We start from the raw sequence: 18,982 nt of genomic DNA on the forward strand, positions 1-18,982 counted from the left end.
ACATTCCGATCCCTACAGGAGTTCGCATGATCCGCCAGACCTGTCTCGCCGCCATTGCCGCCGCCTTGCTCGCCGCGCCCGCCGCTGCGCAGGAAGCGCCCGAAGATGTCGCTCGCGCCGCGCTGGAAGCGGCGCCCGTCTGGGATGGCCACAATGACGTGCCCGGCCGGCTGCGCGGCCGCCATGGCAATGTGCTGGCCGATTTCGACTTCAACGACACGCTGGAAGGCGATGCCTGGACGCCCGGCGAGATGCACACGGACCTGCCGCGCCTGCGCCAAGGCAAGGTCGGGGCGCAGTTCTGGTCAGTCTACGTCCCCGCCGCGCTGGAAGAACCGCAGGCGGTGGTCAACACCATGGAGCAGATCGACGTCACCCGGCGCCTGATTGATGCCTATCCCGACGAACTGGCGCTGGCGCTGACGGCAGACGACGTGGAAGCGGCGGTCGCGGAGGGACGCATCGCGTCCTTGCTCGGGATGGAGGGCGGTCACTCGATCGGGTCCAGCCTCGGCGTGCTGCGGCAGATGTACGAACTGGGCGCGCGCTACATGACGCTGACCCACAGCCGCAACACGCCCTGGGCCGACAGCGCCACCGATGCGCCCGCGCATGGCGGCCTGACCGAGTTCGGCGTGCTGGTGGTGCGCGAGATGGAACGGCTGGGCATGCTGGTGGACTTGAGCCACGTCTCGCCCGAGACCATGCATGACACTCTGGATGCCATCGAGGCGCCGGTCATCTTCAGCCACTCCGGCGCGAAGGCGGTGAATGGCCATGCTCGCAACGTGCCGGACGACGTGCTCGCCCGCCTGCCGGAGAACGGCGGCATCGTGATGGTGGTGGGTCTGCCCGGCTACCTCAGCGAGGCGCAGCGCATCTGGTATGCGGCGCGGCAGGCGGAGCAGGCGCGGTTGCAGGCCTGGTGGCAGGGCCGCCCCGACCTGGTGGAAGCCGGCATGGCCGAGTGGGACGAAGCCAATCCCACGCCCCCGGCGACGATTTCCGACATGGCCGACCATGTCGACCACGTGCGCGAGATCGCCGGGATCGAGTATATCGGCATCGGCGGCGACTATGACGGCATGGCCAGCGGCCCGGTCGGCATGGAGGACGTGACCGGCTACCCTGCGCTGTTCACCGAACTGGCCCGGCGCGGCTATTCGCAGGCTGACCTGGAGGCGATCGCCTATCGCAACATGCTGCGGGTGATGCGTGCGGCGGAAGATCGCGCCGCCGCGCTGGCGGACATGGAGCCGCTGGAAAGCCCGGCAGACTAGGGCGCGTCCAGCAGGCCCAGCGTCGCTGCGTCGCGCTCACCGCCGCACAGTTCGTCCAGTGCTTCGGAAAACACCGAGCCTTCCCCGTCGGCGACCTCGAACAGGGTCATCGAGCTCCTGAATTTCAGCGCGTCGATGGGGCCGAGGACTTGCAGCGGTGTCCGTTTCCCGGCGTGCGCGAGCATGGCCCGGGTGCATTCACGCAAGCGCGGCCCCAGCAAGTCGTGGTCGAGATAGGCTTGGGCCTCGTCCCTGCCGTCAATCGCATAAAGGCGGGAGGTCTGGCTCAGCCCCAACCCCGCGATTTGCGGAAAGACGAACCACATCCAGTGCGTCTGCTTCCGGCCTGCCTGAAGCTCGGCCAAAGCACTGGGATAGATGCCCGCCTGCGCGCGCACGAAGCGCTCCAGGCCGGAGCCTTGCGTCATCCCCGATGACGGGCGGAACTGCGGCTATTCACCAGCCGGGTTCTCCGGCGTATCCGCGGAATAGTCAGTCGCGGTGGCGGAGCTTTCGCCCTCGTCCTGCGTCAGCGCGCCAGTAATCCAGATGGCCGACAGGATCAGGATGGCGGCCAGCAGACTGATCAGCAGCACCCGGCGCACTACGCCTTCCTTGGAGCCGGCAGCGGCATCCTGTTCGTCGATATGGACTTCGCCGTTAATCTCTTCGCTCATGGCTTTTACCTTTCGTCCAAAGTCGGACCCTTTGGTAAAATTACGGCCACGCAGGACGGAAGTTCCGCAGAACTGCGGTTTACAGACCAAAGCAGGTGTCGCCGGTAAGGGCGGATTCAGTCGCGCAGAAGGTCGTTGATACCGGTCTTGGAGCGGGTCTGCGCATCGACCGTCTTCACGATGACGGCGCAGTACAGGTTGGGACCGGGCGACCCGTCGGGCAGCGGCTTGCCGGGCAGGGTGCCGGGCACGACCACGGCATAGGGCGGAACTTCGCCACGATGCACTTCGCCGGTCTCGCGATCGACGATCTTGGTCGAGGCGCCGATGTAGACGCCCATCGACAGTACCGCGCCTTCGCCCACGCGGACGCCTTCTGCCACTTCTGCGCGGGCGCCGATGAAGGCGCCGTCGCCGATGATCACCGGGCCTGCCTGCAGCGGTTCGAGCACGCCGCCGATGCCGGCGCCGCCCGAGATATGCACGTTCTTGCCGATCTGCGCGCAGGAGCCGACCGTCGCCCAGGTATCCACCATCGTGCCCTCGTCGACATAGGCGCCGATGTTGACGAAGCTGGGCATCAGCACAGTGTTCTTGCCGATAAAGCTGCCGCGCCGGACGATGGCACCCGGAACCACGCGGAAACCGGCTTCGGCGAAGCGCGCCGCGCCCCACCCGGCGAACTTGCTGGGCACCTTGTCGTAAGCAGGCGTGCCGGCAGAGCCGTTCTCCGTCACGCGGTTCTCGTTGAGGCGGAAGGACAGCAGGACTGCCTTCTTCAGCCACTGGTTGACCTTCCAGCCGCCATTGCCGTCCGGTTCCGCCACGCGGGCCTCACCCTTGTCGAGCATGATCAGCGCTTCCTTCACAGGGGCGCGGACCTCGGCGCTGGCGGGGGTTACCTCGGCGCGGTTTTCCCAGGCCTCTTCGATCAAGGCTTCGAGTTCGGCGGACATATGCGGCTGGCTCCCTGTAAGTCGAATGTGCTTTGCCAGCGCGGCTAGCCCGTCGCGCGCCGGCATACAAGGTGGCAAGCCACCCGGGCGCGCCTTTCGGCTGGCCATTCAGCCCCGGTTACGCTGTAAACGGGCAGGTATACGGCTTGCGCAAGGGCTGACTTTGGAACCGCAGACACAGGCACTTCGGCGGAAACACCGGTATCACGCATCGCTGGTGGCAGCGGTGGCGCTGCTGTCTGCCTGTGGGGGCGGTGGTGGTGGTCCGGTGCTGACGCCCGCCCCGGCGCCCACACCAACACCCACGCCAAGCCCCATACCAACTCCCACCCCGACCCCGAGCAGTCCGGCCTTCCCGGTCGCTTCGGTGCCCGCCCAGTTCGACACCAGCGAATTCCGCCTGTCGGATGGCCCCGGCCAGCACAATGCGGCCAGCGCCTGGCTCGACGGTTTTACCGGCGCCGGCGTCACCATCGCGGTGATCGATACCGGTATCGATCCGGACAACCCCGAATTTGCTGGTCGCCTGTCCGCCGCCTCGACCGACATTTTCGGCACGCGCGGGCTGGAGGGGCCGGACGATCACGGGAACCTTGTCTCGCTGGTGGCGGCGGCGGGCCGCGACGATACCGGCATCCTCGGCATGGCGTGGAATTCCACGGTGCTGGCGATCCGCGCCGACGAGCCCGGCTCTTGCGCGGGTGACAATTTGCAGAACCCCAATTCGGATTGCGGCTTCACCGACACCGCCATTGCGCAGTCGATCGCCTATGCCGTCGCCAACGATGCGCGGGTCATCAATATCTCGCTCGGCGGTCCGGGCGGCATCACGGTGGAGCTGGAAAATGCCATCCGCGATGCGGTGACGGCAGGTGCACTGGTGGTGGTGGCCGCGGGCAACGACGGCCAGGGCGAGCTGACCGACTTCGCGCGCCAGTTCGCCAATGCCGGCAATGGCGGCGTCATCGTCGCCGGATCGGTCGACGAGCAGTACGTGATCTCCGATTTCTCCAACCGCCCCGGGGCCAATCCGGCCTTCTTCCTCGCGGCGCGGGGCGAGGCGATCTGCTGCGTTTACGAGAACGGCGAGATCTTCGTCGATGACGAGGGCTTCGCCTTCCTGTTTTCCGGCACCAGCTTCGCCGCGCCGCAGATCGCCGGGGCGGCCGCGCTGCTGGCGCAGGCCTTTCCGCACCTGACGGGCACCGAGATTGCCGAAATCCTGTTCGAGAGCGCCTTCGATGCCGGCGTCATGGGCGATGACGGGATTTACGGGCAGGGCATCCTGAACATCGCTGCGGCCTTCCAGCCCATCGGCACGACGCAACTGGCAGGGGAGAGCACGGCGCTGGCGCTGGGCGACAGCACTGCGACCGGTTCCCCGGCCATGGGTGATGCCTTCACCACCGCTTCCATTCCCACGCTGATTACCGACCGCTACCAGCGCGCTTTCCAGACCGACCTTGCCGGAACGCTGCGCGGCGCCGAGGTGCCGGAGCGGCTGCACGGAGCCATCGGTCGGTCCATGCGTCACCTGTCCGCCGCTTCCACGCGGGCGAGCGTGGCCTTCTCCATCGACGCGACCGGGCGGCAGCCGCCGCGGGCCGAGGCACTGCACCTGCGTAGCGAGGATGCTGAACAGGCGCGGGTACTGGCGGCAAGAGTGGCCTTGCAGCTCGATCCGGAGATGCAGCTTGGCTTCGGCTATCGCCAGGGAGCAGAGGGGCTTGTGGCAGGTTTGCAGGGGCGCGAGCGCCCTGCCTTCATGATCGCCACCGGCGCGGCGGGCCAGACCGGCATCATCGCGCAGACCGACACCGCCATTGCGCTGCGTCGCCAGTTGGGCGCCTGGGGTCTGACGGTGAGCGCCGAGACCGGCTCCACCATCACCGCGGCCAACCAGCGCCGCGCCGCCGAACTGCGCGGGCGGCGCGCGGAAGAGGACCTTGCCAGCTTCGGCGTGGCGCTGGACCGGCGCTTCGGCTCGCTCGACGCGGCATTGGGACTGACCTGGACGGGCGAGGATCGCACCGTGCTGGGTGCGCGCTTCCACGAGGGCTTCGGCCTTGCGGGCAGCGATACGCTGTTCCTCGATGCCGACATGGGCTTGGCTCTGGCCGAACACTGGCGCCTGGGCGCGGGATGGCGGCAGGGGTTCACCCGACTGCGCCGCGCGGCCCTGCTGGCGGACGGCTCCGACCTCACCAGCAGCGCCTGGTCGCTCGACCTCCAGCGCACCGGCGTCTTCGCGGACTTCGACCGGCTGGCCTTGCGCGTGTCGCAGCCCCTGCGGGTGTCCACGGGCGGTCTGAACCTTAGCCTGCCGAGCAGCTTCAGCTACGAGACCCTGCAGCCCGGATATTCCGTGCAGCGCCTGAATCTCGCTCCGGAAGGACGCGAACTGGCAGGAGAACTCACCTGGCGGGGGGAACTATTGGGCGGCGAGGCGGCGGCGAGTGTCTTCATCCGCCGGGAGCCGGGTCACTATGAGAACGCGCCCGATGACCTGGGCGCAGCCTTCCGCTGGAGCCGCCGCTTCTAGCTCATCAGCCAGCGGGTGAAATCGACCAGGCCGGTCTGCCGCGCGCGCTTCATTCGCTCGGCCTCGAGGATGGTCAGCACCTTCTCGTAGCACCGTTCGATGTCGTCGTTGATGACCACGTAGTCGTAACCGTCCCAGTGGCTGATTTCGAACCGGGCGCGGTCCATGCGGTCCTGGATTACCTGCTCGCTGTCGGTCCCGCGCGAACGCAGGCGGTGCTCAAGCTCGGCGATGCTTGGCGGCAGCAGGAAGACGCGGACCACGTCGACTTCCATGCGCTGGTAGAGCTGCTGCGTACCCTGCCAGTCGATGTCGAACAGGAAATCCTGGCCGGCCTTCAGCCCCGCCTTGATCTGCGCCTTGGGGGTTCCGTAGCAATTGCCGAAAACCTTCGCCCATTCGAGGAAATCGCCATCCTCCACCATCCGGTCGAAGGTCGACTGATCGACGAAATGGTAGTCCTTTCCTTCGACCTCGCCCGGACGCCTGGGCCGGGTGGTGACCGATACCGACATGCCGATCCCGTCCACGTCCGCCAGCAGCTTGCGCGCGATGGTGGTCTTCCCTGCGCCCGATGGCGAGGAAAGGATGAACATGAGCCCGCGACGGGCGAGCGGCTGGGAAGAAGTGGATTCGGTCATGCCCCGCTATGGCGCGTGCACGGCACGGTTATCAAGTGTCGGAGACCGGCGGTTCCTCACCTGCCTGTCCCAGCAGCTGGGCGTCGCCCTTGGCGCGGTTCGCCCGGCGGGTCTTGCTGTGGTCGTACAGCAGCTTGCCGAGGATGCCGGTGCTGACCAGCGCCATGCCCGGAATCGACCGGGTGGCGAACTTCGCCAGCACGACGGAACCCAGCGTCCATTTCAGCGACCGGTTGTCGACGATTTCGCTGGCCGTCTCCTTGCCGTAGCGGCCTTTCAGGAAGGCTTTTTCCACGCCGCTGCGCAGCATGTAGGAACCCATCCTCATCACCACGTCCGCCAGCAGCAGGTTGGTGGCGGGGTTTTCGCTGGGGCCGGGCACGGGTGCCTTGCCGGCGCGCTCGCGAACGCGGCGATGGATTTCCTCGCGGCTCAGCTTTTCGCTCATCGCGCCCCCTTGGCAGGGTCAGGCCCTGCTACTTCTTGCGGCCGAAATCGACCGTCACGACATTCGAGCCGTCCTCGGTTGTCGCAACGTCGCTCGGCGAACGACGTTCCTCGCTGCCGGGTGCGTCGTTTTCGGCGTCTTCGTGCTCGGTCGGTTCGACATCGTCGACCGCGGCCTGGAACTGCAACCCGAAATCCACTGCCGGATCGACGAAGGCCGTGATCGCGGCGAAGGGAATCTGCAGCTTCGACGGGATCTGGTTGAAGCTCAGCCCAACCGAAAAGCCCGTTTCGGTAACGTTGAGGTCCCAGAACTTGTTCTGCAGGACGATGGTCATCTCGTCCGGGAACCGTTCGCGCAGGCTGGCGGGAATGTCCACGCCCGGCGCGCCGGTCTTGAAAGTGATGTAGAAGTGGTGGTTGCCCGGCAGCGTGCCGCCGTCGCGTTCCACGGTGCCCAGCACGCGCCCGACAACGGCGCGAAGCGCCTCCTGCACGATCTCGTCGTACGGGATCAGGCTGTCGGGTGTATCGTCACTCATATTGCGCTAGGTGGCGGTGCAGCATGGCAAAATCAAGCCGGAATGAGCCGTGAATTAGGCGATTTCCCCCGCTTCCCGCCTTGCGCGCACGCGAAGGGCGCTTATAGGCATCTGCCCATGCGCACAGGGCGAACAGAGCGAAAAACGGCCGAAACCGACATCCTCGTCGAGGTGAACCTCGACGGGTCGGGGAAATATGACATTTCCACCGGAATCGGCTTCCTTGACCACATGGTGGAGCAATTCAGCCGCCATTCGCTGATCGACGTGACGTTGAAGGTGGATGGCGACCTGCATGTCGACCAGCACCACACCACCGAGGACAGCGCCATCGCGCTGGGCCAGGCGCTGGCCGATGCGCTGGGCGACAAGGCCGGGATCGGGCGTTACGGCGAAGCCCATTCGCCGATGGACGAGACGCTGGCGCGCGTGGTGCTGGATATCTCCGGGCGGCCTTATCTCGTCTGGAAAGCCCGTTTCACGCAGGAAAAGCTGGGCGAGTGGGATACCGAACTGATCGAGCACTGGTTCCACTCCGTGGCGCAGGCCGCTGGCCTGACGCTGCATTGCCAGGTGCTCTACGGCCAGAACAACCACCACATCTGCGAGGCGCTATACAAGGGCTTTGCCCGCGCCATGCGGCAGGCGGTGGAACTGGACCCGCGCAAGGGCGGGGCCGTGCCGAGCACGAAGGGGCAGCTTGGTGGCTGAAGCCATCGCGCTGATCGACTACGGCGCCGGTAACCTGCATTCGGTCTACAACGCGCTGAAGGCGGCCGGGGCGGAGCATGTTGCCGTCACCGCCGATCCCGAACTGGTGCGCGGTGCCAAGCGGATCGTGCTGCCCGGCGTCGGCAGTTTTCGCGCCTGCTACGAGGGGCTGACCGGCATCCCCGGCATGGTCGAAGCGCTGGAAGAACGGGTGCTGGACAAGGGCGTGCCCTTCCTCGGCATCTGTGTCGGCATGCAGCTGCTGGCGACCCGCGGGCTGGAGCATGGCGAATGCCCCGGCCTCGACTGGATCGCCGGGGAGGTGCAGCTGATCGAGCGCACCGATCCGGAAATCCGCGTGCCGCACATGGGTTGGAACGACGTGGCGCTGACCCCACATCATGGCGACCACGGGCTGATCGAGGAGGGCGAGGCCTATTTCCTCCACTCCTATCACTTCGTGCCCGAAGATGGCCGCGACATTGCCGCGATGACCGACCACGGCGGCGGTCTGGTGGCAGCCGTGGCGCGAGACAATATCGTTGGCGTGCAGTTCCACCCGGAAAAGAGCCAGGCCTATGGCCTTGCCCTGCTGCGTCGCTTCCTGGAGTGGAAACCATGATCGTCTTCCCCGCAATCGACCTGAAGGGCGGCGAAGTGGTGCGCCTTGCCGAGGGCGATATGGACCGCGCCACCGTCTACGGCGACAACCCGGCCGCGCAGGCGATGATCTTCGCCGAGGCTGGCGCCGAGCACCTGCACGTGGTCGACCTCGACGGCAGCTTTGCCGGCCGCACCGAGAACCGCGAGGCGGTGGAAGCCATCATCGAGGTGTTTCCCGGCTATGTGCAGCTTGGCGGCGGCATCCGTGATGCGGTTGGCGTGGAAGGCTGGTTCAACCTGGGCGTGGCGCGCATCGTGATGGGCTCCGCCGCGCTCAAGAACCCGGAATTCGTGAAGGAAATGGCGCGCGAATGGGAAGGCGGCATCGTCGTCGCCGTCGATGCGCGCGATGGCATGGTCGCCACCGAGGGCTGGGCGGAAGTGTCAGACGTGCCCGTGGTCGACATGGCTCGCCGGTTCGAGGACGCGGGCGTTGCCAGCCTGCTGTTCACCGATATCGGCCGCGACGGCCTGCTGAAGGGCTGCAACGTCGATGCGACGGTCGAACTGGCGCGGAGCGTCGACATTCCCGTGATCGCCAGCGGCGGGGTAAAGGGACTGGACGACATCCACATCCTCTCGCTGCACGCGGACGAGGGGATCGAAGGCGTGATTACCGGCCGTGCTCTGTACGAGGGCAAGCTCGATCTCGCGACGGCGATTGCGATGGCGAACCGGGGTTGATTGGCCGATGACCGTCCGTATCCGCGTCATCCCCTGTCTCGACGTGGCCGATGGCCGCGTGGTGAAGGGCGTCAATTTCGTCGACCTCAAGGATGCTGGAGATCCGGTCGAGCAGGCGCAGGCCTATGATGCCGCCGGGGCGGACGAACTCTGCTTCCTGGATATTTCCGCCAGCCACGAAGGTCGCGGCACGCTGCTCGATATCGTGCGGCGCACGGCCGAGGTCTGCTTCATGCCGCTGACCGTGGGTGGCGGCGTTTCCAGCGTGGAGGATGCGCGCGCGCTATTGCTGGCGGGCGCCGACAAGGTGGCGGTGAACTCCGCTGCCGTGCGCCGCCCGGAAATCATGGCCGACATTGCCGAGCGCATGGGCAGCCAGTGCGCGGTCGCCAGCGTTGATGCGCGCCGCGTTTCCCAGCCGGGCGAACCGGGCCGCTGGGAAATCTTCACCCATGGCGGCAGGCGCGAGACGGGCATTGACGCGCTCGAACACGCGGTGAAGCTGGCCGAACTTGGCGCGGGCGAACTGCTCGTCACCTCAATGGATGGCGACGGCACGCAGCAAGGGTACGACCTCGAACTGACCCGTACCATCGCCGATGCCGTCAGCGTGCCGGTGGTGGCGAGTGGCGGGGTGGGAACGCTCCAGCACCTCGTCGAAGGCGTGACCAAGGGACACGCCAGCGCGGTGCTGGCTGCCAGCATCTTCCATTTCGGCACCTACACCATTGCAGATGCCCACGCGGCCTTGCGCGCGGCGGGGCTTCCGGCGCGCAGCTGACAGTCCTGTTGCGGGACACCTGGCGAACGTCGCATTGCATTTCAGGAGGGTAGGGGCGCATGGCAGGGCCATGTTCTCGCGACTGACCCTGGCTGCCGTTTTCTTGTGGCAAGCTGCGCCCGCAGCAGCGGCAGGCGCGACGCAAATACCCGAAGGATCGCAGTTGACCCTCTTCGCGCTTGGCGCACTGGGCGTGATCATCGGCCGCCGCCTGTCGATGCGCGGTGCGGACAAGGATGGCGGGCAGGACTGACCGCTTCCGCTTGACCTCGGGCTGCCATATCGCCCATCTGCGGCAGCGATGGATACACTCGAACGCCTCGAAAAGATCATTGCAGAGCGCCGCTCTGCCTCGCCCGAAAGCAGCTATGTCGCGCGGCTGAACGCCAAGGGCCTGCCCAAGATCGCGCAGAAGGTGGGCGAAGAGGCCACCGAGGCCGTGATTGCGGCGCTCTCCGGCGACAGCGAAGAGCTGACCGGCGAGGCTGCCGACCTGCTGTTCCACCTGCTGGTACTGCTTGGCGCAAAGGACATAAGGCTGGCTGACGTGCTGGCCGAGCTCGACCGGCGCGAAGGGATTTCCGGCCTGGTGGAGAAAGCATCGAGGAAGGACGACTGATGGCCGTTGACCCGACCCAGCCCTACGATTCAGAAAACATCTTTGCCAAGATCCTGCGCGGCGAGATCCCGTGCAACAAGGTCTATGAAGACGAGTGGTCGCTGGCCTTCCACGACATCAATCCGCAGGCGGACGTCCACATCCTGGTGATCCCCAAGGGCGAATATGTCAGCTGGGACGATTTCTCGGCCAAGGCATCGGACGCGGAAATCGCCGGTTTCGTGCGCGCCGTGGGCCATGTCGCGCGGGACAAGGGGTTGGTGGTGCGCGGTTATCGCCTGCTCGGCAATGTCGGTCGCAATGGCGGGCAGGAAGTGCCGCACCTGCATGTCCACCTGTTCGGTGGCGGGCCGCTGGGACCGATGCTCGCTCGTTAGGCCGCGTTACTGACTCGCTTCACCGCTAAACGGTCTTTTTTTGGCGGCTAGTCGCCTGTAAGCCGCCGTTCATCGATGAAAGACCAAATGCAACCGCCCTCCGGAAGAATCGAAGGGTCGCGACACTTCTACCCGGTGCGCGTCTTCTTTGAGGATACAGACCTGTCCGGCATCGCCTACCACGCGAACTACCTGAAATGGTGTGAGCGTGCCCGTTCCGACATATTGCGACTGCTTGGTATCGACCAGCGCGCCGCCAACGAGGCGGGCGAGGGGTTCTATGCCGTGTCCGAGGCGCAGATAAAGTGGCGTCGCCCGGCACGGCTGGACGATGTGCTGCTGGTCGAAACCCGTGCTACGGAACTGCGAGCCGCCAGTGCGCGTATGGAGCAGAAGGTCTTCAGGGGAGAGGAATTGCTCGCAACCGTCGACATCGTTGCCGCGTTCGTCGCTCCCGATGGCCGCCCGAAGCGCCAGCCCGATGCCTGGCGCCAGGCGTTCGCCGAATTCGCAGTACCCAGTGATCCCGTGAAAGAGTGAGAATGACTGTCCTCGATACCCTTGCTGTTGCTGCCGCCCCGACCCGGCTCGACCCGATCGCGCTGTTTCTCGAAGCCGATATCGTCGTGCAGCTGGTCATCCTCGGCCTGGTGCTGGCCTCCGTCTGGGTGTGGGCCATCATCATCGGCTTCTCGCTGCGCATCGCCGGTTCGCGCAAGCGCGCGGACGAGTTCGAGGAAGAATTCTGGACGCACGAAGATGTCGACAGCGTGCTCGACCTGAAGCGCCGCAAGGATAATCCCTCTGCCCGCGTTGCCGCTGCCGGCATCGCCGAGTTCCGCCGGAGCCACCGGGCCGGGTTGAAGGATACCGCCGCCGCGCGCGCCCGCGTGGCCCAGGCGCTGGAAGGCCAGGTGGCGTTCGAGGCGGACACCATGGCCAACCGCCTCAACTTCCTTGCCACCACCGGCTCGGTTGCGCCCTTCGTCGGCCTGTTCGGCACCGTCTGGGGCATCATGAACAGCTTCTTCCAGATCGGCCTGCAGCAGAACAGCTCGCTTGCCGTGGTGGCGCCGGGCATTGCCGAGGCGCTGTTCGCCACCGCGATCGGCCTGTTCGCCGCCATTCCGGCGGTGATCGCCTACAACCGGCTGTCGAACCGCGTGAACGGTTTCGAGGCGCGGTTGCAGCGCTTTGCTGACCGTGTGCACGCGCAGATCAGCCGCGAAATGGAAGCAGCCTGATGGCCATGGGGGTCATGTCCTCGGCCCGCCGCGGACGCTCTTCGCGTCGCGCGCCGATGGCGGAAATCAACGTCACGCCCTTCGTGGACGTGATGCTGGTGCTGCTGATCATCTTCATGGTCACCGCGCCGTTGCTGGCCAGTGGGGTGCCGATCGACCTGCCCGAAAGCAATGCCAACCCGCTGGACCAGGAACCCGACCAGGTCACCATCGCGATCGACGAAGCGGGCTACATCTACATCGACGACCAGCTGGTGGAGCAGGACGTGCTGCCGCAGGTGCTGGACAACATGGCCGGACCCGAAGGCCTGTCAAAGCCGCTGATCAACCTGCGCGCCGATACCAGCCTCGACTATGGTCGGGTGATGGCGGTGATGGGTGAGCTCAACCGGGCCGGGTTCACCAGCATCTCGCTGGTGACCACCGCCGCCGCGCCCGCTCCCGCTGTTGAGCCGGTCACCGACAGTTCAGACGGCGAGGAATAGCGTCGAGGGCTGCATGGCATACTTCGCCAACCTCACTCGCGAAGAACGCATCGGCGTCGGTGCCGCCATCGTCGCGCATGTTGCGCTGGCGGGTGCCTTGGCGTGGCAGGCGACGCGGGAGCCGCCCGCGCTGGCGCCGCCCGAACGCATGGACGTGAGCCTGGCGAGCGAAGTCAGCCTCGAATCCACTGCGCCCGATCCCAGTGCCGAACCGGCGGCCTCCACGGCGCCCGAGCTGGCCGAAGTGCCGGAAGCGCCGCAGGAGATGGTGGAAGCCCCGGCCGAACAGCCGGTCGAGCGCCCGGTGGCGGCCCCGCCGCGTCGCACCAGCGAACGCAGCACGCCTGCGCCGACGCCCACGCAAAGCGCGCGGCCGACGCCCACGCCCACGCCGACTCAAACGGCTGCGGTCCGGCAGGAACCTCGGGGCGGCAGGCTGGACGAGAACTTCCTGGAAGGTGCCAGCGATGCCAGCGGTGATCGCGGCTCGCCGGCGGAGACCGTTGGTCCGGCGGAACAGGCTGCCATCGGCCAGGCGATTATCCGCCAGCTGCGCCCGCACTGGCAGCCGCCCTCGGGCATCGACGTGGACCAGTTGGTGACGGTGGTGCGCTTCCGCCTCAACCGCGATGGGTCGCTGGCGGCCGCGCCCGAAGTGCTGCGCACGACCGGGCAGAACGATGCCAATCGCGCGCAGGTGCGCCGCCACCAGGAACAGGCGGTGCGTGCCGTGCGGCTTGCAGCGCCATTCAATTTGCCCGAACAATTCTATTCCGGATGGCGTGTCGTCACGTCGAACTTCGACAACAGGTTGGCCCAATGACTTTCAGCAAAGCCCTCGCACCCTTCGCCGTCATCGCTCTGGCCTTGTCGGCTTCGCCTGCCTCCGCGCAGAGCGACCTGCTGACCGATCTCGACCCGGCCGACATCGGGGTGGATCCCGTCGATCAGGCCGACATGGGCGAAGAGGGCGAAGGCATTTCGGTAACCGTAACGGCTGATAGCTGGCAGGATCTCGGCATCGCCATTGCGGCTTTCGCCACCAACCGCGACCAGCCGACGCCCGCCAATGCTAGCGGGACGCAGGCGTTGGGGCTGGAACTGGCCCGCGTGGTCTACTCGGACCTGCGCTTCAACGGACTGTTTCGTCCGGTCGGCCCGGACAGCCTGCCGCGCCCGACCTACGGCGAAATCACCGATCCCGCCTGGGGTACCTGGCGTGGACGTTCGGCAGAGATGCTGGTGCACGGCTATGTCCGTGCCAATGACGACGGTCGCCTGACGGTCGGCTGCTACCTCTACGACGTCGCGCTGCAAAGCGAGCTGGTGCGCGAGGGCTGGGTGGTGAACCCATCGGAATGGCGCCGCGCGGCGCACAAGTGCTCGGACCTCGTCTATTCGCGCCTGTCGGGGGAAAGCCCGTTTTTCGACAGCCGCATCGCCTATATCGCCGAGACCGGCCCCAAGGATAACCGCATCAAGCGGCTGGCCATCATGGACAGCGACGGCGCCAACCACCGCTTCATCACCAATGGCCAGTCGACCGCGCTGACGCCGCGCTATTCGCCCGACTATTCGAAGATCGCCTACCTGTCCTATGTCGACGGTAATCCGCGCATCTATGTCTACGACATCGGCACCGGGCGGCAGACGCTGGTGACGCAGAGCAGCAACCCGACCTTTGCCCCGCGCTGGAGCCCGGATGGCCGCTACATCCTCTATTCGATGGCCGTGGCCGGCAATACCGACATCTACCGCGTGCCCGCCACCGGTGGCCAGCCGGAACGGCTGACCTTCAGCCCGGCGATCGAGGTGGGCGGGTCCTACTCGCCCGACGGGTCGCAGATCGTGTTCGAGAGCGACCAGTCCGGCTCGCAGCAGTGTTACGTGATGAATGCCGACGGTTCGAACCAGCGGCGGATCAGCTTCTTTGGCGGGCGTTGCGCCACGCCGGAATGGAGTCCGCGCGGCGACCAGATCGCATTCACCTACATCGCCGGCGATTTCCGCATCGCGGTGATGAACCCGCAGGGACGCAACATGCGCACCCTGACCAATGCGTGGCATGACGAGGCCCCGACCTGGGCGCCCAATGGCCGCATTATCCAGTTCTTCCGGACCGAGCGCGGTTCGGGCGAAACGGCAATCTACCAGGTGGATCTCACCGGAGAGAACGAACGTCGCCTGCGCACACCGGTAGGAGCGTCAGACCCGGCCTGGGGACCGGTTTTGCCGTAAATGCGTTAGTTCCCCAAGGTGGGCAGAAAACAGTTCAACGAAATCCGGTCAGGGGGGCCGGTATCCATGGTTCAAGGAGAGCCAACATGAATCGCCTGATTATCGCTGTAACCCTGTCGAGCGCACTCGCACTCGGCGCCTGTAAGAAAGAACCGCCGGTCATGACGCCGGAACCGCCGCAGGACGTGGTGGCCCCGACGCCGACTCCGACCCCGCCACCCGTGCCGCAGGGCCCGCAGCCGGGCTCGCAGTCCCACTTCGCTTCGGCCATGGCCGGTGCGGATACGATCTACTTCGATACCGATCGCTACAACATCGATACCGAAGACATGGCCGCGCTGCGTCGCCAGGCCGAATACCTGCTGCAGTACAGCTCGGCGACCGCCACGGTGGAAGGCCATGCCGACGAGCGCGGCACGCGTGACTACAACCTCGCCCTGGGCGAGCGTCGCGCCAATGCGGCGAAGAACTACCTGGTCAGCCTGGGCGTGCCGGAAAGCCGCCTGCGCACGGTGAGCTATGGTGAGGAACGTCCTGTTGCCCTCGGTTCGACCGAGCAGGCCTGGGCGCGCAACCGTCGCGCCGTCACGGTGATGATTGAACGCTAAGACCTAGCCGATCAGTCCGGCAACAGCCGGCGCAAGCCGGTCGAGAGCGGGCGCGGCAGCATGGGCTGTCGCGCCCGTATGCGTTACGGCCAGGCCCTGGCTCGCGTCAGGCGTGGCAAACAGCACGAAGGCCGCCATCGCGAAGACGGAAAATGCGGCGGAGATGGCGAGCTGCTTGCTCATGAGAACCTTTAATTTGACTTTGTCCGATTGGGAGATAGCCGTTCCCGGCCATATTGCAATGCAGCATTTTGCACGTAATTGTATCAATTGCGTGCGACATGTAGCAGCGCGGCAAGACCAACAGGCAGGTTCACCTTCGCCGATTACCTCCCTATATGGCTGCTGATGCATTTCCGCAGGATCACTGACTGATGGCCCGCTCCGGCCGATCCAACGACTGGGGCTTCCCCCGCTGGCGTGGCTATGACGACGGCCGCGAGGCGGTGGAAGTGCGCATCTGCGACCGCCATGGTTGCAACGAACCGGGTAACTGCCCCGCGCCCAAGAGCCCCAACAGCAAGGACCGCTGGTACTTCTGCGAAAAGCACGCGGCGGAATACAACAAGGGCTGGGACTATTTCGAAGGTCTCGACAAGGAAGAGGCACAGGCCCGCGCCAAGGCGGAACAAGCGGAGAGCGCCGGCTATGCCGAGGCGCAGCACTACGGCTGGAGCGGGAGCGGCGATGGCTCCCGCAGCGCCGACGAGATGCGCGCGCTGGAAGTGCTGGAGCTGGAAGCCGACGTCGACTTCGCCACGATCAAACGCGAATGGCGGGCACGGGCGAAGAAGGTCCACCCGGATGTGAAGCCCGGTGACAAGGAAGCCGCCGAGGAGTTCCAGAAGCTGCAACTCGCCTATGAAGTCTTGAAAGCGGCGGAGGAACGCCGCGAGTGGAAAGGGTAAGCATGCCCCGCAAGGTCCTGGCATTCGCCGCCAGCAATTCTTCCGTCTCGATCAATCGCCAGCTGGTGGAATACGCCGCCTCGCATCTGGAAGATGCCGAGGTCGAATTCCTCGACATCCACGATTACGAAATGCCGATCTATCGCCATGACCGCGAGGAGGCCGAGGGCATCCCGCAGCTGGCGCACGACTTCCGCGCGAAGATTGCCGCCGCCGACGCGCTGCTGGTCTCCTTCGCGGAGCACAACGGCCTTTACTGCGCCGCGTTCAAGAACCTGTTCGACTGGGCCAGCCGGGTGGGGCGCGACGTCTGGGCGGGAAAGCCGATGGTGCTGCTGGCAGCGTCGCCAGGTCCGGGCGGGGCCGCCCGCGTGCTCGCGCTGGCGGAGACTGCCGCGCCGCATTTCGCGGGCGAGGTGAAGGGCACCCTTTCCGTGCCCGGCTTCTACCATGCTTTCGATGCCGAGGCAGGCCGCCTGCGCGATGACGTGCAGGTCGACCAACTGCGGAAAGTGCTGGCAAAGCTTTGAGCGGCTGCTTGCGCAGGGGTCCTACTGGATCGCATCGCTGATGTCGCGGGGCGGATAGCGCACGCTGTCTCTGCCACCTGGTTCGCGCAGCCGCTCGTTCATGAAGAATTGGTCAATCCGGACGACATCGAAATGCAGCAGGCTGGCGATCGCGTTGCCTTCCGCATCGCGCGCGGCCTCGAACCGTGCTTCGTCCATCAGCAGTGCACAAACGGGATTGTCGGCGCTGATGTTCGCCGGAAGCTGGTAGGCCACGCAGCGGCTGACGCGGCCGTTGGCATCGACCAGCAGCTGGCTCCGCAGCACCGACAGATTATGGGCATCCTCCAGCGCGCGGGCCTGTTCGAAATAGCGATCGAGCCAGCGATCGTCCCAATCCCATTGCGCTGCCTGGCTCATGGTGTTCTGCGCCTCCGCATCCACACCCCAATAGGTCGCAAGATCGGTGGTGCAGGCGTCCATGACCGCCATGACGTCGGTCAGCGGGCCGGTTTCGAGCAGGACATCCTGCGCGAAGGCGTCTTCTACCCTCAGGCCGCTTGTCGCCTGTGTATTGCGCAGCGCGGCTGCGCGTTGTTCGGGTAGCGGTACGTCCTCGTCGGGCGCCAGTGAACGGGTGACAATGACACCGGCGTAACCGGCGGTCGTACTGACCCGCTCGAAGAAGTCCGGTGCCTGCGGCTCCTCCACCGGGGTGAAGCCGATGCGCGGTTCATCTTCGCTGACAGCGAGGGTGTCACTCGCCAAAGTAACTTCCATCGTGACCGTCGGCGCATAACGCGCCAATTCCAGAAACATCGTCTTGCCGTCGGCGGCAAATTCGCGTCGCAGGGCGCAGCTATGTTCACCAAAGTCGGCGGTCCAGTTGCTGCTGGGCGTCATGACCAGCGGTGCCTCTTGCGCAAGTGCCGGCGTGGCCAGCGTGGCTGCGGCGACTGCCGATGCGAGAGTGCCCTTCATCCTACCGCACCACCGTATCCGCCACCCACTCCGCAGGATCGTCAACCGGCCCGGCATCCTCGCCCACGAACCGGGGCGAGGTGGTGGTGATGTAGCCGCGGATGGTCGTGTTGCCCTCGTGGCAGCCGTATTCGAACATCTCGTAGCTGTCGTCGCGGCTCCACGGGAAGGCGAGCGTGTAAGGCGCAGTCAGCACCACGGGATCGCGGATTTCGGCCTCGTAAAAAATTGTGTCCGGCCCCACCATGGTCAGCCGCTCGGTCAGCGTCTGCTGGTCGCTGGTGGGGATCGGCTTGTTGCCGGGTCCGACGATGTTCATCGGTGTCAGCCCGGTGAGGTTGGTGGTCTCGATAACCAGCGTATCGCCCTCCCAGTGCCCCACCGAACTGCCCAGCCACTGGCGCATGTTGCCGGGCAGCGGCTCGCTGTCGATCGGGATGATGCGCGTTTCGTGGATCAGCTCCAGCTGCAGCACGACATAGCCGGGCGACTGGAAGACGCGCACGCCGTTGTTGTAGGGGAAAGGCGTCATCGAACTGGGCAGGCCGCGCGACAGGCAGCGGTCCAGCGAGTTGAAGTCGGCCAGCGTATCGAACTGCGTCATGTTCCAGCTGGAGCGCATCTCGCTGCTCATCCGCTCGCCCTCATCGGTCAGCGGCGGCAGGCGGCCGTTGGCCGGGGCCATGATCAGCGAAATCTGCTTCAGCGGCGTGCCCCATTCGAACCAGTGGCCGCTGCCGATCTCGTCGTTGGCGTCTTCCTGTTCGTAGCCGGCGGCGATTTCCTCCGACGTGGCCAGCGCGGCGGCATATTCTTCCTCGGTGTAATAGGCGCGGGTGCCGAATTCCGGCGCGCGTTCGGTGCTGGTGCGGCCGACCACGTCCAGCGGCCAGATGCCGCTCATGTCCGGATCGCCCCAGGGGGTGCGGGGCACTTCCCAGCCTTCGTCAGCCACTTCCGCACCGGCCAGCACGGCCAGCTCGCGCGGCGACAGCGTCAGGTCGGCCTCCTGCGCGAGGGTAGGCGTCGCGGCCAGCGCCACGGCGACAAGACTTGCGGAAATGCGTGCAATCATACCGGCTCCCCTTC

At 65.9% G+C, this 18,982-nt stretch carries 26 protein-coding genes; 17 read left to right on the forward strand and 9 right to left on the reverse strand.

Annotated elements, in window-relative coordinates; translation table 11 throughout:
* Positions 1-26: 26 nt before the first annotated feature.
* Complete coding sequence (locus OZN62_RS12225) at positions 27-1,280, forward strand: dipeptidase (protein WP_269100094.1); 1,254 nt, start codon at positions 27-29, stop codon at positions 1,278-1,280.
* Here OZN62_RS12225 and OZN62_RS12230 read toward each other — a convergent pair.
* From OZN62_RS12230 to dapD, 3 genes are all read right to left on the reverse strand, one after another.
* Complete coding sequence (locus OZN62_RS12230; protein ID WP_269100095.1) at positions 1,277-1,708, reverse strand: DUF1810 domain-containing protein; 432 nt, start codon at positions 1,706-1,708, stop codon at positions 1,277-1,279. The genes OZN62_RS12225 and OZN62_RS12230 overlap by 4 nt on opposite strands.
* A gap of 24 nt (positions 1,709-1,732) precedes the next feature.
* Positions 1,733-1,957, reverse strand: a complete 225-nt coding sequence (locus OZN62_RS12235) for a hypothetical protein (RefSeq protein ID WP_269100096.1) — start codon at positions 1,955-1,957, stop codon at positions 1,733-1,735.
* Positions 1,958-2,073: 116 nt separating this feature from the next.
* Entirely contained in the window at positions 2,074-2,913 is an 840-nt protein-coding gene (gene dapD, locus OZN62_RS12240) for a 2,3,4,5-tetrahydropyridine-2,6-dicarboxylate N-succinyltransferase (RefSeq protein ID WP_269100098.1), read from the reverse strand.
* A 367-nt stretch (positions 2,914-3,280) separates the two neighbouring features.
* Between dapD and OZN62_RS12245 the strand changes: the two genes are divergently transcribed.
* On the forward strand, positions 3,281-5,455 hold the full coding sequence (locus OZN62_RS12245; RefSeq protein WP_269100099.1) for a S8 family peptidase: 2,175 nt from the start codon (positions 3,281-3,283) through the stop codon (positions 5,453-5,455).
* Here OZN62_RS12245 and gmk read toward each other — a convergent pair.
* The 3 genes from gmk to OZN62_RS12260 are packed head-to-tail and all read right to left on the reverse strand — an operon-like array spanning position 5,452 to position 7,085.
* A complete protein-coding gene (gene gmk, locus OZN62_RS12250) occupies positions 5,452-6,096 on the reverse strand; it encodes a guanylate kinase (RefSeq protein WP_269100101.1) in 645 nt (214 codons plus the stop codon). The two genes, OZN62_RS12245 and gmk, sit on opposite strands and share 4 nt — an antisense overlap.
* Before the next feature lie 31 nt (positions 6,097-6,127).
* Positions 6,128-6,544, reverse strand: a complete 417-nt coding sequence (locus OZN62_RS12255; protein ID WP_269100104.1) for a hypothetical protein — start codon at positions 6,542-6,544, stop codon at positions 6,128-6,130.
* 28 nt (positions 6,545-6,572) lie between these two features.
* Complete coding sequence (locus OZN62_RS12260) at positions 6,573-7,085, reverse strand: SspB family protein (protein ID WP_269100108.1); 513 nt, start codon at positions 7,083-7,085, stop codon at positions 6,573-6,575.
* Positions 7,086-7,202: 117 nt separating this feature from the next.
* Here OZN62_RS12260 and hisB point away from each other — a divergent pair, with 117 nt between their 5' ends.
* The 13 genes from hisB to pal all read left to right on the forward strand — a co-directional run bounded on the left by hisB (position 7,203) and on the right by pal (position 15,495).
* A complete protein-coding gene (hisB, locus tag OZN62_RS12265) occupies positions 7,203-7,796 on the forward strand; it encodes an imidazoleglycerol-phosphate dehydratase HisB (RefSeq protein WP_269100111.1) in 594 nt (197 codons plus the stop codon).
* Positions 7,789-8,418, forward strand: a complete 630-nt coding sequence (gene hisH / locus OZN62_RS12270; RefSeq protein WP_269100112.1) for an imidazole glycerol phosphate synthase subunit HisH — start codon at positions 7,789-7,791, stop codon at positions 8,416-8,418. Before hisB ends, hisH begins: the two co-directional genes overlap by 8 nt.
* Positions 8,415-9,143 carry a 1-(5-phosphoribosyl)-5-[(5-phosphoribosylamino)methylideneamino]imidazole-4-carboxamide isomerase gene (gene hisA, locus OZN62_RS12275; RefSeq protein WP_269100113.1) on the forward strand — a complete coding sequence of 243 codons (729 nt, stop codon included), beginning with the start codon at positions 8,415-8,417 and terminating at the stop codon, positions 9,141-9,143. Before hisH ends, hisA begins: the two co-directional genes overlap by 4 nt.
* 7 nt (positions 9,144-9,150) lie before the next feature.
* Positions 9,151-9,924 (forward strand): imidazole glycerol phosphate synthase subunit HisF, encoded by a 774-nt coding sequence (gene hisF, locus OZN62_RS12280; RefSeq protein ID WP_269100115.1) that lies wholly within the window; start codon positions 9,151-9,153, stop codon positions 9,922-9,924.
* Positions 9,925-9,994: 70 nt separating this feature from the next.
* Positions 9,995-10,177 (forward strand): hypothetical protein, encoded by a 183-nt coding sequence (locus tag OZN62_RS12285; protein WP_269100116.1) that lies wholly within the window; start codon positions 9,995-9,997, stop codon positions 10,175-10,177.
* 48 nt (positions 10,178-10,225) lie between these two features.
* Positions 10,226-10,543 carry a phosphoribosyl-ATP diphosphatase gene (locus OZN62_RS12290; protein ID WP_269100118.1) on the forward strand — a complete coding sequence of 106 codons (318 nt, stop codon included), beginning with the start codon at positions 10,226-10,228 and terminating at the stop codon, positions 10,541-10,543.
* Entirely contained in the window at positions 10,543-10,920 is a 378-nt protein-coding gene (locus tag OZN62_RS12295; protein WP_269100121.1) for a histidine triad nucleotide-binding protein, read from the forward strand. Before OZN62_RS12290 ends, OZN62_RS12295 begins: the two co-directional genes overlap by 1 nt.
* Before the next feature lie 75 nt (positions 10,921-10,995).
* Positions 10,996-11,460, forward strand: coding sequence for a YbgC/FadM family acyl-CoA thioesterase (locus tag OZN62_RS12300; protein ID WP_269100122.1), 465 nt, complete (start codon positions 10,996-10,998; stop codon positions 11,458-11,460).
* Positions 11,461-11,462: 2 nt separating this feature from the next.
* Positions 11,463-12,164 carry a protein TolQ gene (gene tolQ / locus OZN62_RS12305; protein WP_269100125.1) on the forward strand — a complete coding sequence of 234 codons (702 nt, stop codon included), beginning with the start codon at positions 11,463-11,465 and terminating at the stop codon, positions 12,162-12,164.
* Entirely contained in the window at positions 12,164-12,649 is a 486-nt protein-coding gene (locus OZN62_RS12310; protein WP_269100127.1) for an ExbD/TolR family protein, read from the forward strand. Before tolQ ends, OZN62_RS12310 begins: the two co-directional genes overlap by 1 nt.
* Before the next feature lie 13 nt (positions 12,650-12,662).
* On the forward strand, positions 12,663-13,472 hold the full coding sequence (locus OZN62_RS12315; protein WP_269100128.1) for a TonB C-terminal domain-containing protein: 810 nt from the start codon (positions 12,663-12,665) through the stop codon (positions 13,470-13,472).
* Positions 13,469-14,887: a Tol-Pal system beta propeller repeat protein TolB gene (gene tolB / locus OZN62_RS12320; RefSeq protein ID WP_269100130.1), complete on the forward strand. Its 1,419-nt coding sequence runs from the start codon at positions 13,469-13,471 to the stop codon at positions 14,885-14,887. The genes OZN62_RS12315 and tolB overlap by 4 nt, the downstream gene beginning before the upstream one ends.
* 86 nt (positions 14,888-14,973) lie before the next feature.
* Positions 14,974-15,495: a peptidoglycan-associated lipoprotein Pal gene (pal, locus tag OZN62_RS12325; protein ID WP_269100132.1), complete on the forward strand. Its 522-nt coding sequence runs from the start codon at positions 14,974-14,976 to the stop codon at positions 15,493-15,495.
* Positions 15,496-15,498: 3 nt separating this feature from the next.
* On the opposite strand, the gene OZN62_RS12330 is transcribed toward pal, so the two are convergent.
* Positions 15,499-15,678 carry a hypothetical protein gene (locus OZN62_RS12330; RefSeq protein ID WP_269100134.1) on the reverse strand — a complete coding sequence of 60 codons (180 nt, stop codon included), beginning with the start codon at positions 15,676-15,678 and terminating at the stop codon, positions 15,499-15,501.
* A 191-nt stretch (positions 15,679-15,869) separates the two neighbouring features.
* On the opposite strand from OZN62_RS12330, the gene OZN62_RS12335 reads away from it, so the two are divergent.
* Both OZN62_RS12335 and OZN62_RS12340 read left to right on the forward strand, forming a co-directional pair.
* Entirely contained in the window at positions 15,870-16,403 is a 534-nt protein-coding gene (locus OZN62_RS12335) for a J domain-containing protein (protein WP_269100136.1), read from the forward strand.
* 2 nt (positions 16,404-16,405) lie between these two features.
* Entirely contained in the window at positions 16,406-16,933 is a 528-nt protein-coding gene (locus tag OZN62_RS12340) for an NADPH-dependent FMN reductase (protein WP_269100137.1), read from the forward strand.
* 21 nt (positions 16,934-16,954) lie between these two features.
* On the opposite strand, the gene OZN62_RS12345 is transcribed toward OZN62_RS12340, so the two are convergent.
* Positions 16,955-17,893, reverse strand: coding sequence for a hypothetical protein (locus OZN62_RS12345; RefSeq protein ID WP_269100139.1), 939 nt, complete (start codon positions 17,891-17,893; stop codon positions 16,955-16,957).
* A gap of 1 nt (position 17,894) precedes the next feature.
* Positions 17,895-18,968 (reverse strand): hypothetical protein, encoded by a 1,074-nt coding sequence (locus OZN62_RS12350; RefSeq protein WP_269100140.1) that lies wholly within the window; start codon positions 18,966-18,968, stop codon positions 17,895-17,897.
* Positions 18,969-18,982: the final 14 nt, after the last annotated feature.

The sequence above is a fragment of the Aurantiacibacter sp. MUD11 genome, from assembly GCF_026967575.1.
Taxonomy (GTDB): domain Bacteria; phylum Pseudomonadota; class Alphaproteobacteria; order Sphingomonadales; family Sphingomonadaceae; genus Alteraurantiacibacter.

Coding starts and splice junctions, on each gene's coding strand:
- OZN62_RS12225 (WP_269100094.1), top strand. CDS start 27: ATGATCCGCCAGACCTGTCTCGCCGCCATTGCCGCCGCCTTGCTCGCC.
- OZN62_RS12230 (WP_269100095.1), bottom strand. CDS start 1,708: ATGACGCAAGGCTCCGGCCTGGAGCGCTTCGTGCGCGCGCAGGCGGGC.
- OZN62_RS12235 (WP_269100096.1), bottom strand. CDS start 1,957: ATGAGCGAAGAGATTAACGGCGAAGTCCATATCGACGAACAGGATGCC.
- dapD (WP_269100098.1), bottom strand. CDS start 2,913: ATGTCCGCCGAACTCGAAGCCTTGATCGAAGAGGCCTGGGAAAACCGC.
- gmk (WP_269100101.1), bottom strand. CDS start 6,096: ATGACCGAATCCACTTCTTCCCAGCCGCTCGCCCGTCGCGGGCTCATG.
- OZN62_RS12255 (WP_269100104.1), bottom strand. CDS start 6,544: ATGAGCGAAAAGCTGAGCCGCGAGGAAATCCATCGCCGCGTTCGCGAG.
- OZN62_RS12260 (WP_269100108.1), bottom strand. CDS start 7,085: ATGAGTGACGATACACCCGACAGCCTGATCCCGTACGACGAGATCGTG.
- hisB (WP_269100111.1), top strand. CDS start 7,203: ATGCGCACAGGGCGAACAGAGCGAAAAACGGCCGAAACCGACATCCTC.
- hisA (WP_269100113.1), top strand. CDS start 8,415: ATGATCGTCTTCCCCGCAATCGACCTGAAGGGCGGCGAAGTGGTGCGC.
- hisF (WP_269100115.1), top strand. CDS start 9,151: ATGACCGTCCGTATCCGCGTCATCCCCTGTCTCGACGTGGCCGATGGC.
- OZN62_RS12285 (WP_269100116.1), top strand. CDS start 9,995: ATGTTCTCGCGACTGACCCTGGCTGCCGTTTTCTTGTGGCAAGCTGCG.
- OZN62_RS12290 (WP_269100118.1), top strand. CDS start 10,226: ATGGATACACTCGAACGCCTCGAAAAGATCATTGCAGAGCGCCGCTCT.
- OZN62_RS12295 (WP_269100121.1), top strand. CDS start 10,543: ATGGCCGTTGACCCGACCCAGCCCTACGATTCAGAAAACATCTTTGCC.
- OZN62_RS12300 (WP_269100122.1), top strand. CDS start 10,996: ATGAAAGACCAAATGCAACCGCCCTCCGGAAGAATCGAAGGGTCGCGA.
- tolQ (WP_269100125.1), top strand. CDS start 11,463: ATGACTGTCCTCGATACCCTTGCTGTTGCTGCCGCCCCGACCCGGCTC.
- OZN62_RS12310 (WP_269100127.1), top strand. CDS start 12,164: ATGGCCATGGGGGTCATGTCCTCGGCCCGCCGCGGACGCTCTTCGCGT.
- OZN62_RS12315 (WP_269100128.1), top strand. CDS start 12,663: ATGGCATACTTCGCCAACCTCACTCGCGAAGAACGCATCGGCGTCGGT.
- tolB (WP_269100130.1), top strand. CDS start 13,469: ATGACTTTCAGCAAAGCCCTCGCACCCTTCGCCGTCATCGCTCTGGCC.
- pal (WP_269100132.1), top strand. CDS start 14,974: ATGAATCGCCTGATTATCGCTGTAACCCTGTCGAGCGCACTCGCACTC.
- OZN62_RS12330 (WP_269100134.1), bottom strand. CDS start 15,678: ATGAGCAAGCAGCTCGCCATCTCCGCCGCATTTTCCGTCTTCGCGATG.
- OZN62_RS12335 (WP_269100136.1), top strand. CDS start 15,870: ATGGCCCGCTCCGGCCGATCCAACGACTGGGGCTTCCCCCGCTGGCGT.
- OZN62_RS12340 (WP_269100137.1), top strand. CDS start 16,406: ATGCCCCGCAAGGTCCTGGCATTCGCCGCCAGCAATTCTTCCGTCTCG.
- OZN62_RS12345 (WP_269100139.1), bottom strand. CDS start 17,893: ATGAAGGGCACTCTCGCATCGGCAGTCGCCGCAGCCACGCTGGCCACG.
- OZN62_RS12350 (WP_269100140.1), bottom strand. CDS start 18,968: ATGATTGCACGCATTTCCGCAAGTCTTGTCGCCGTGGCGCTGGCCGCG.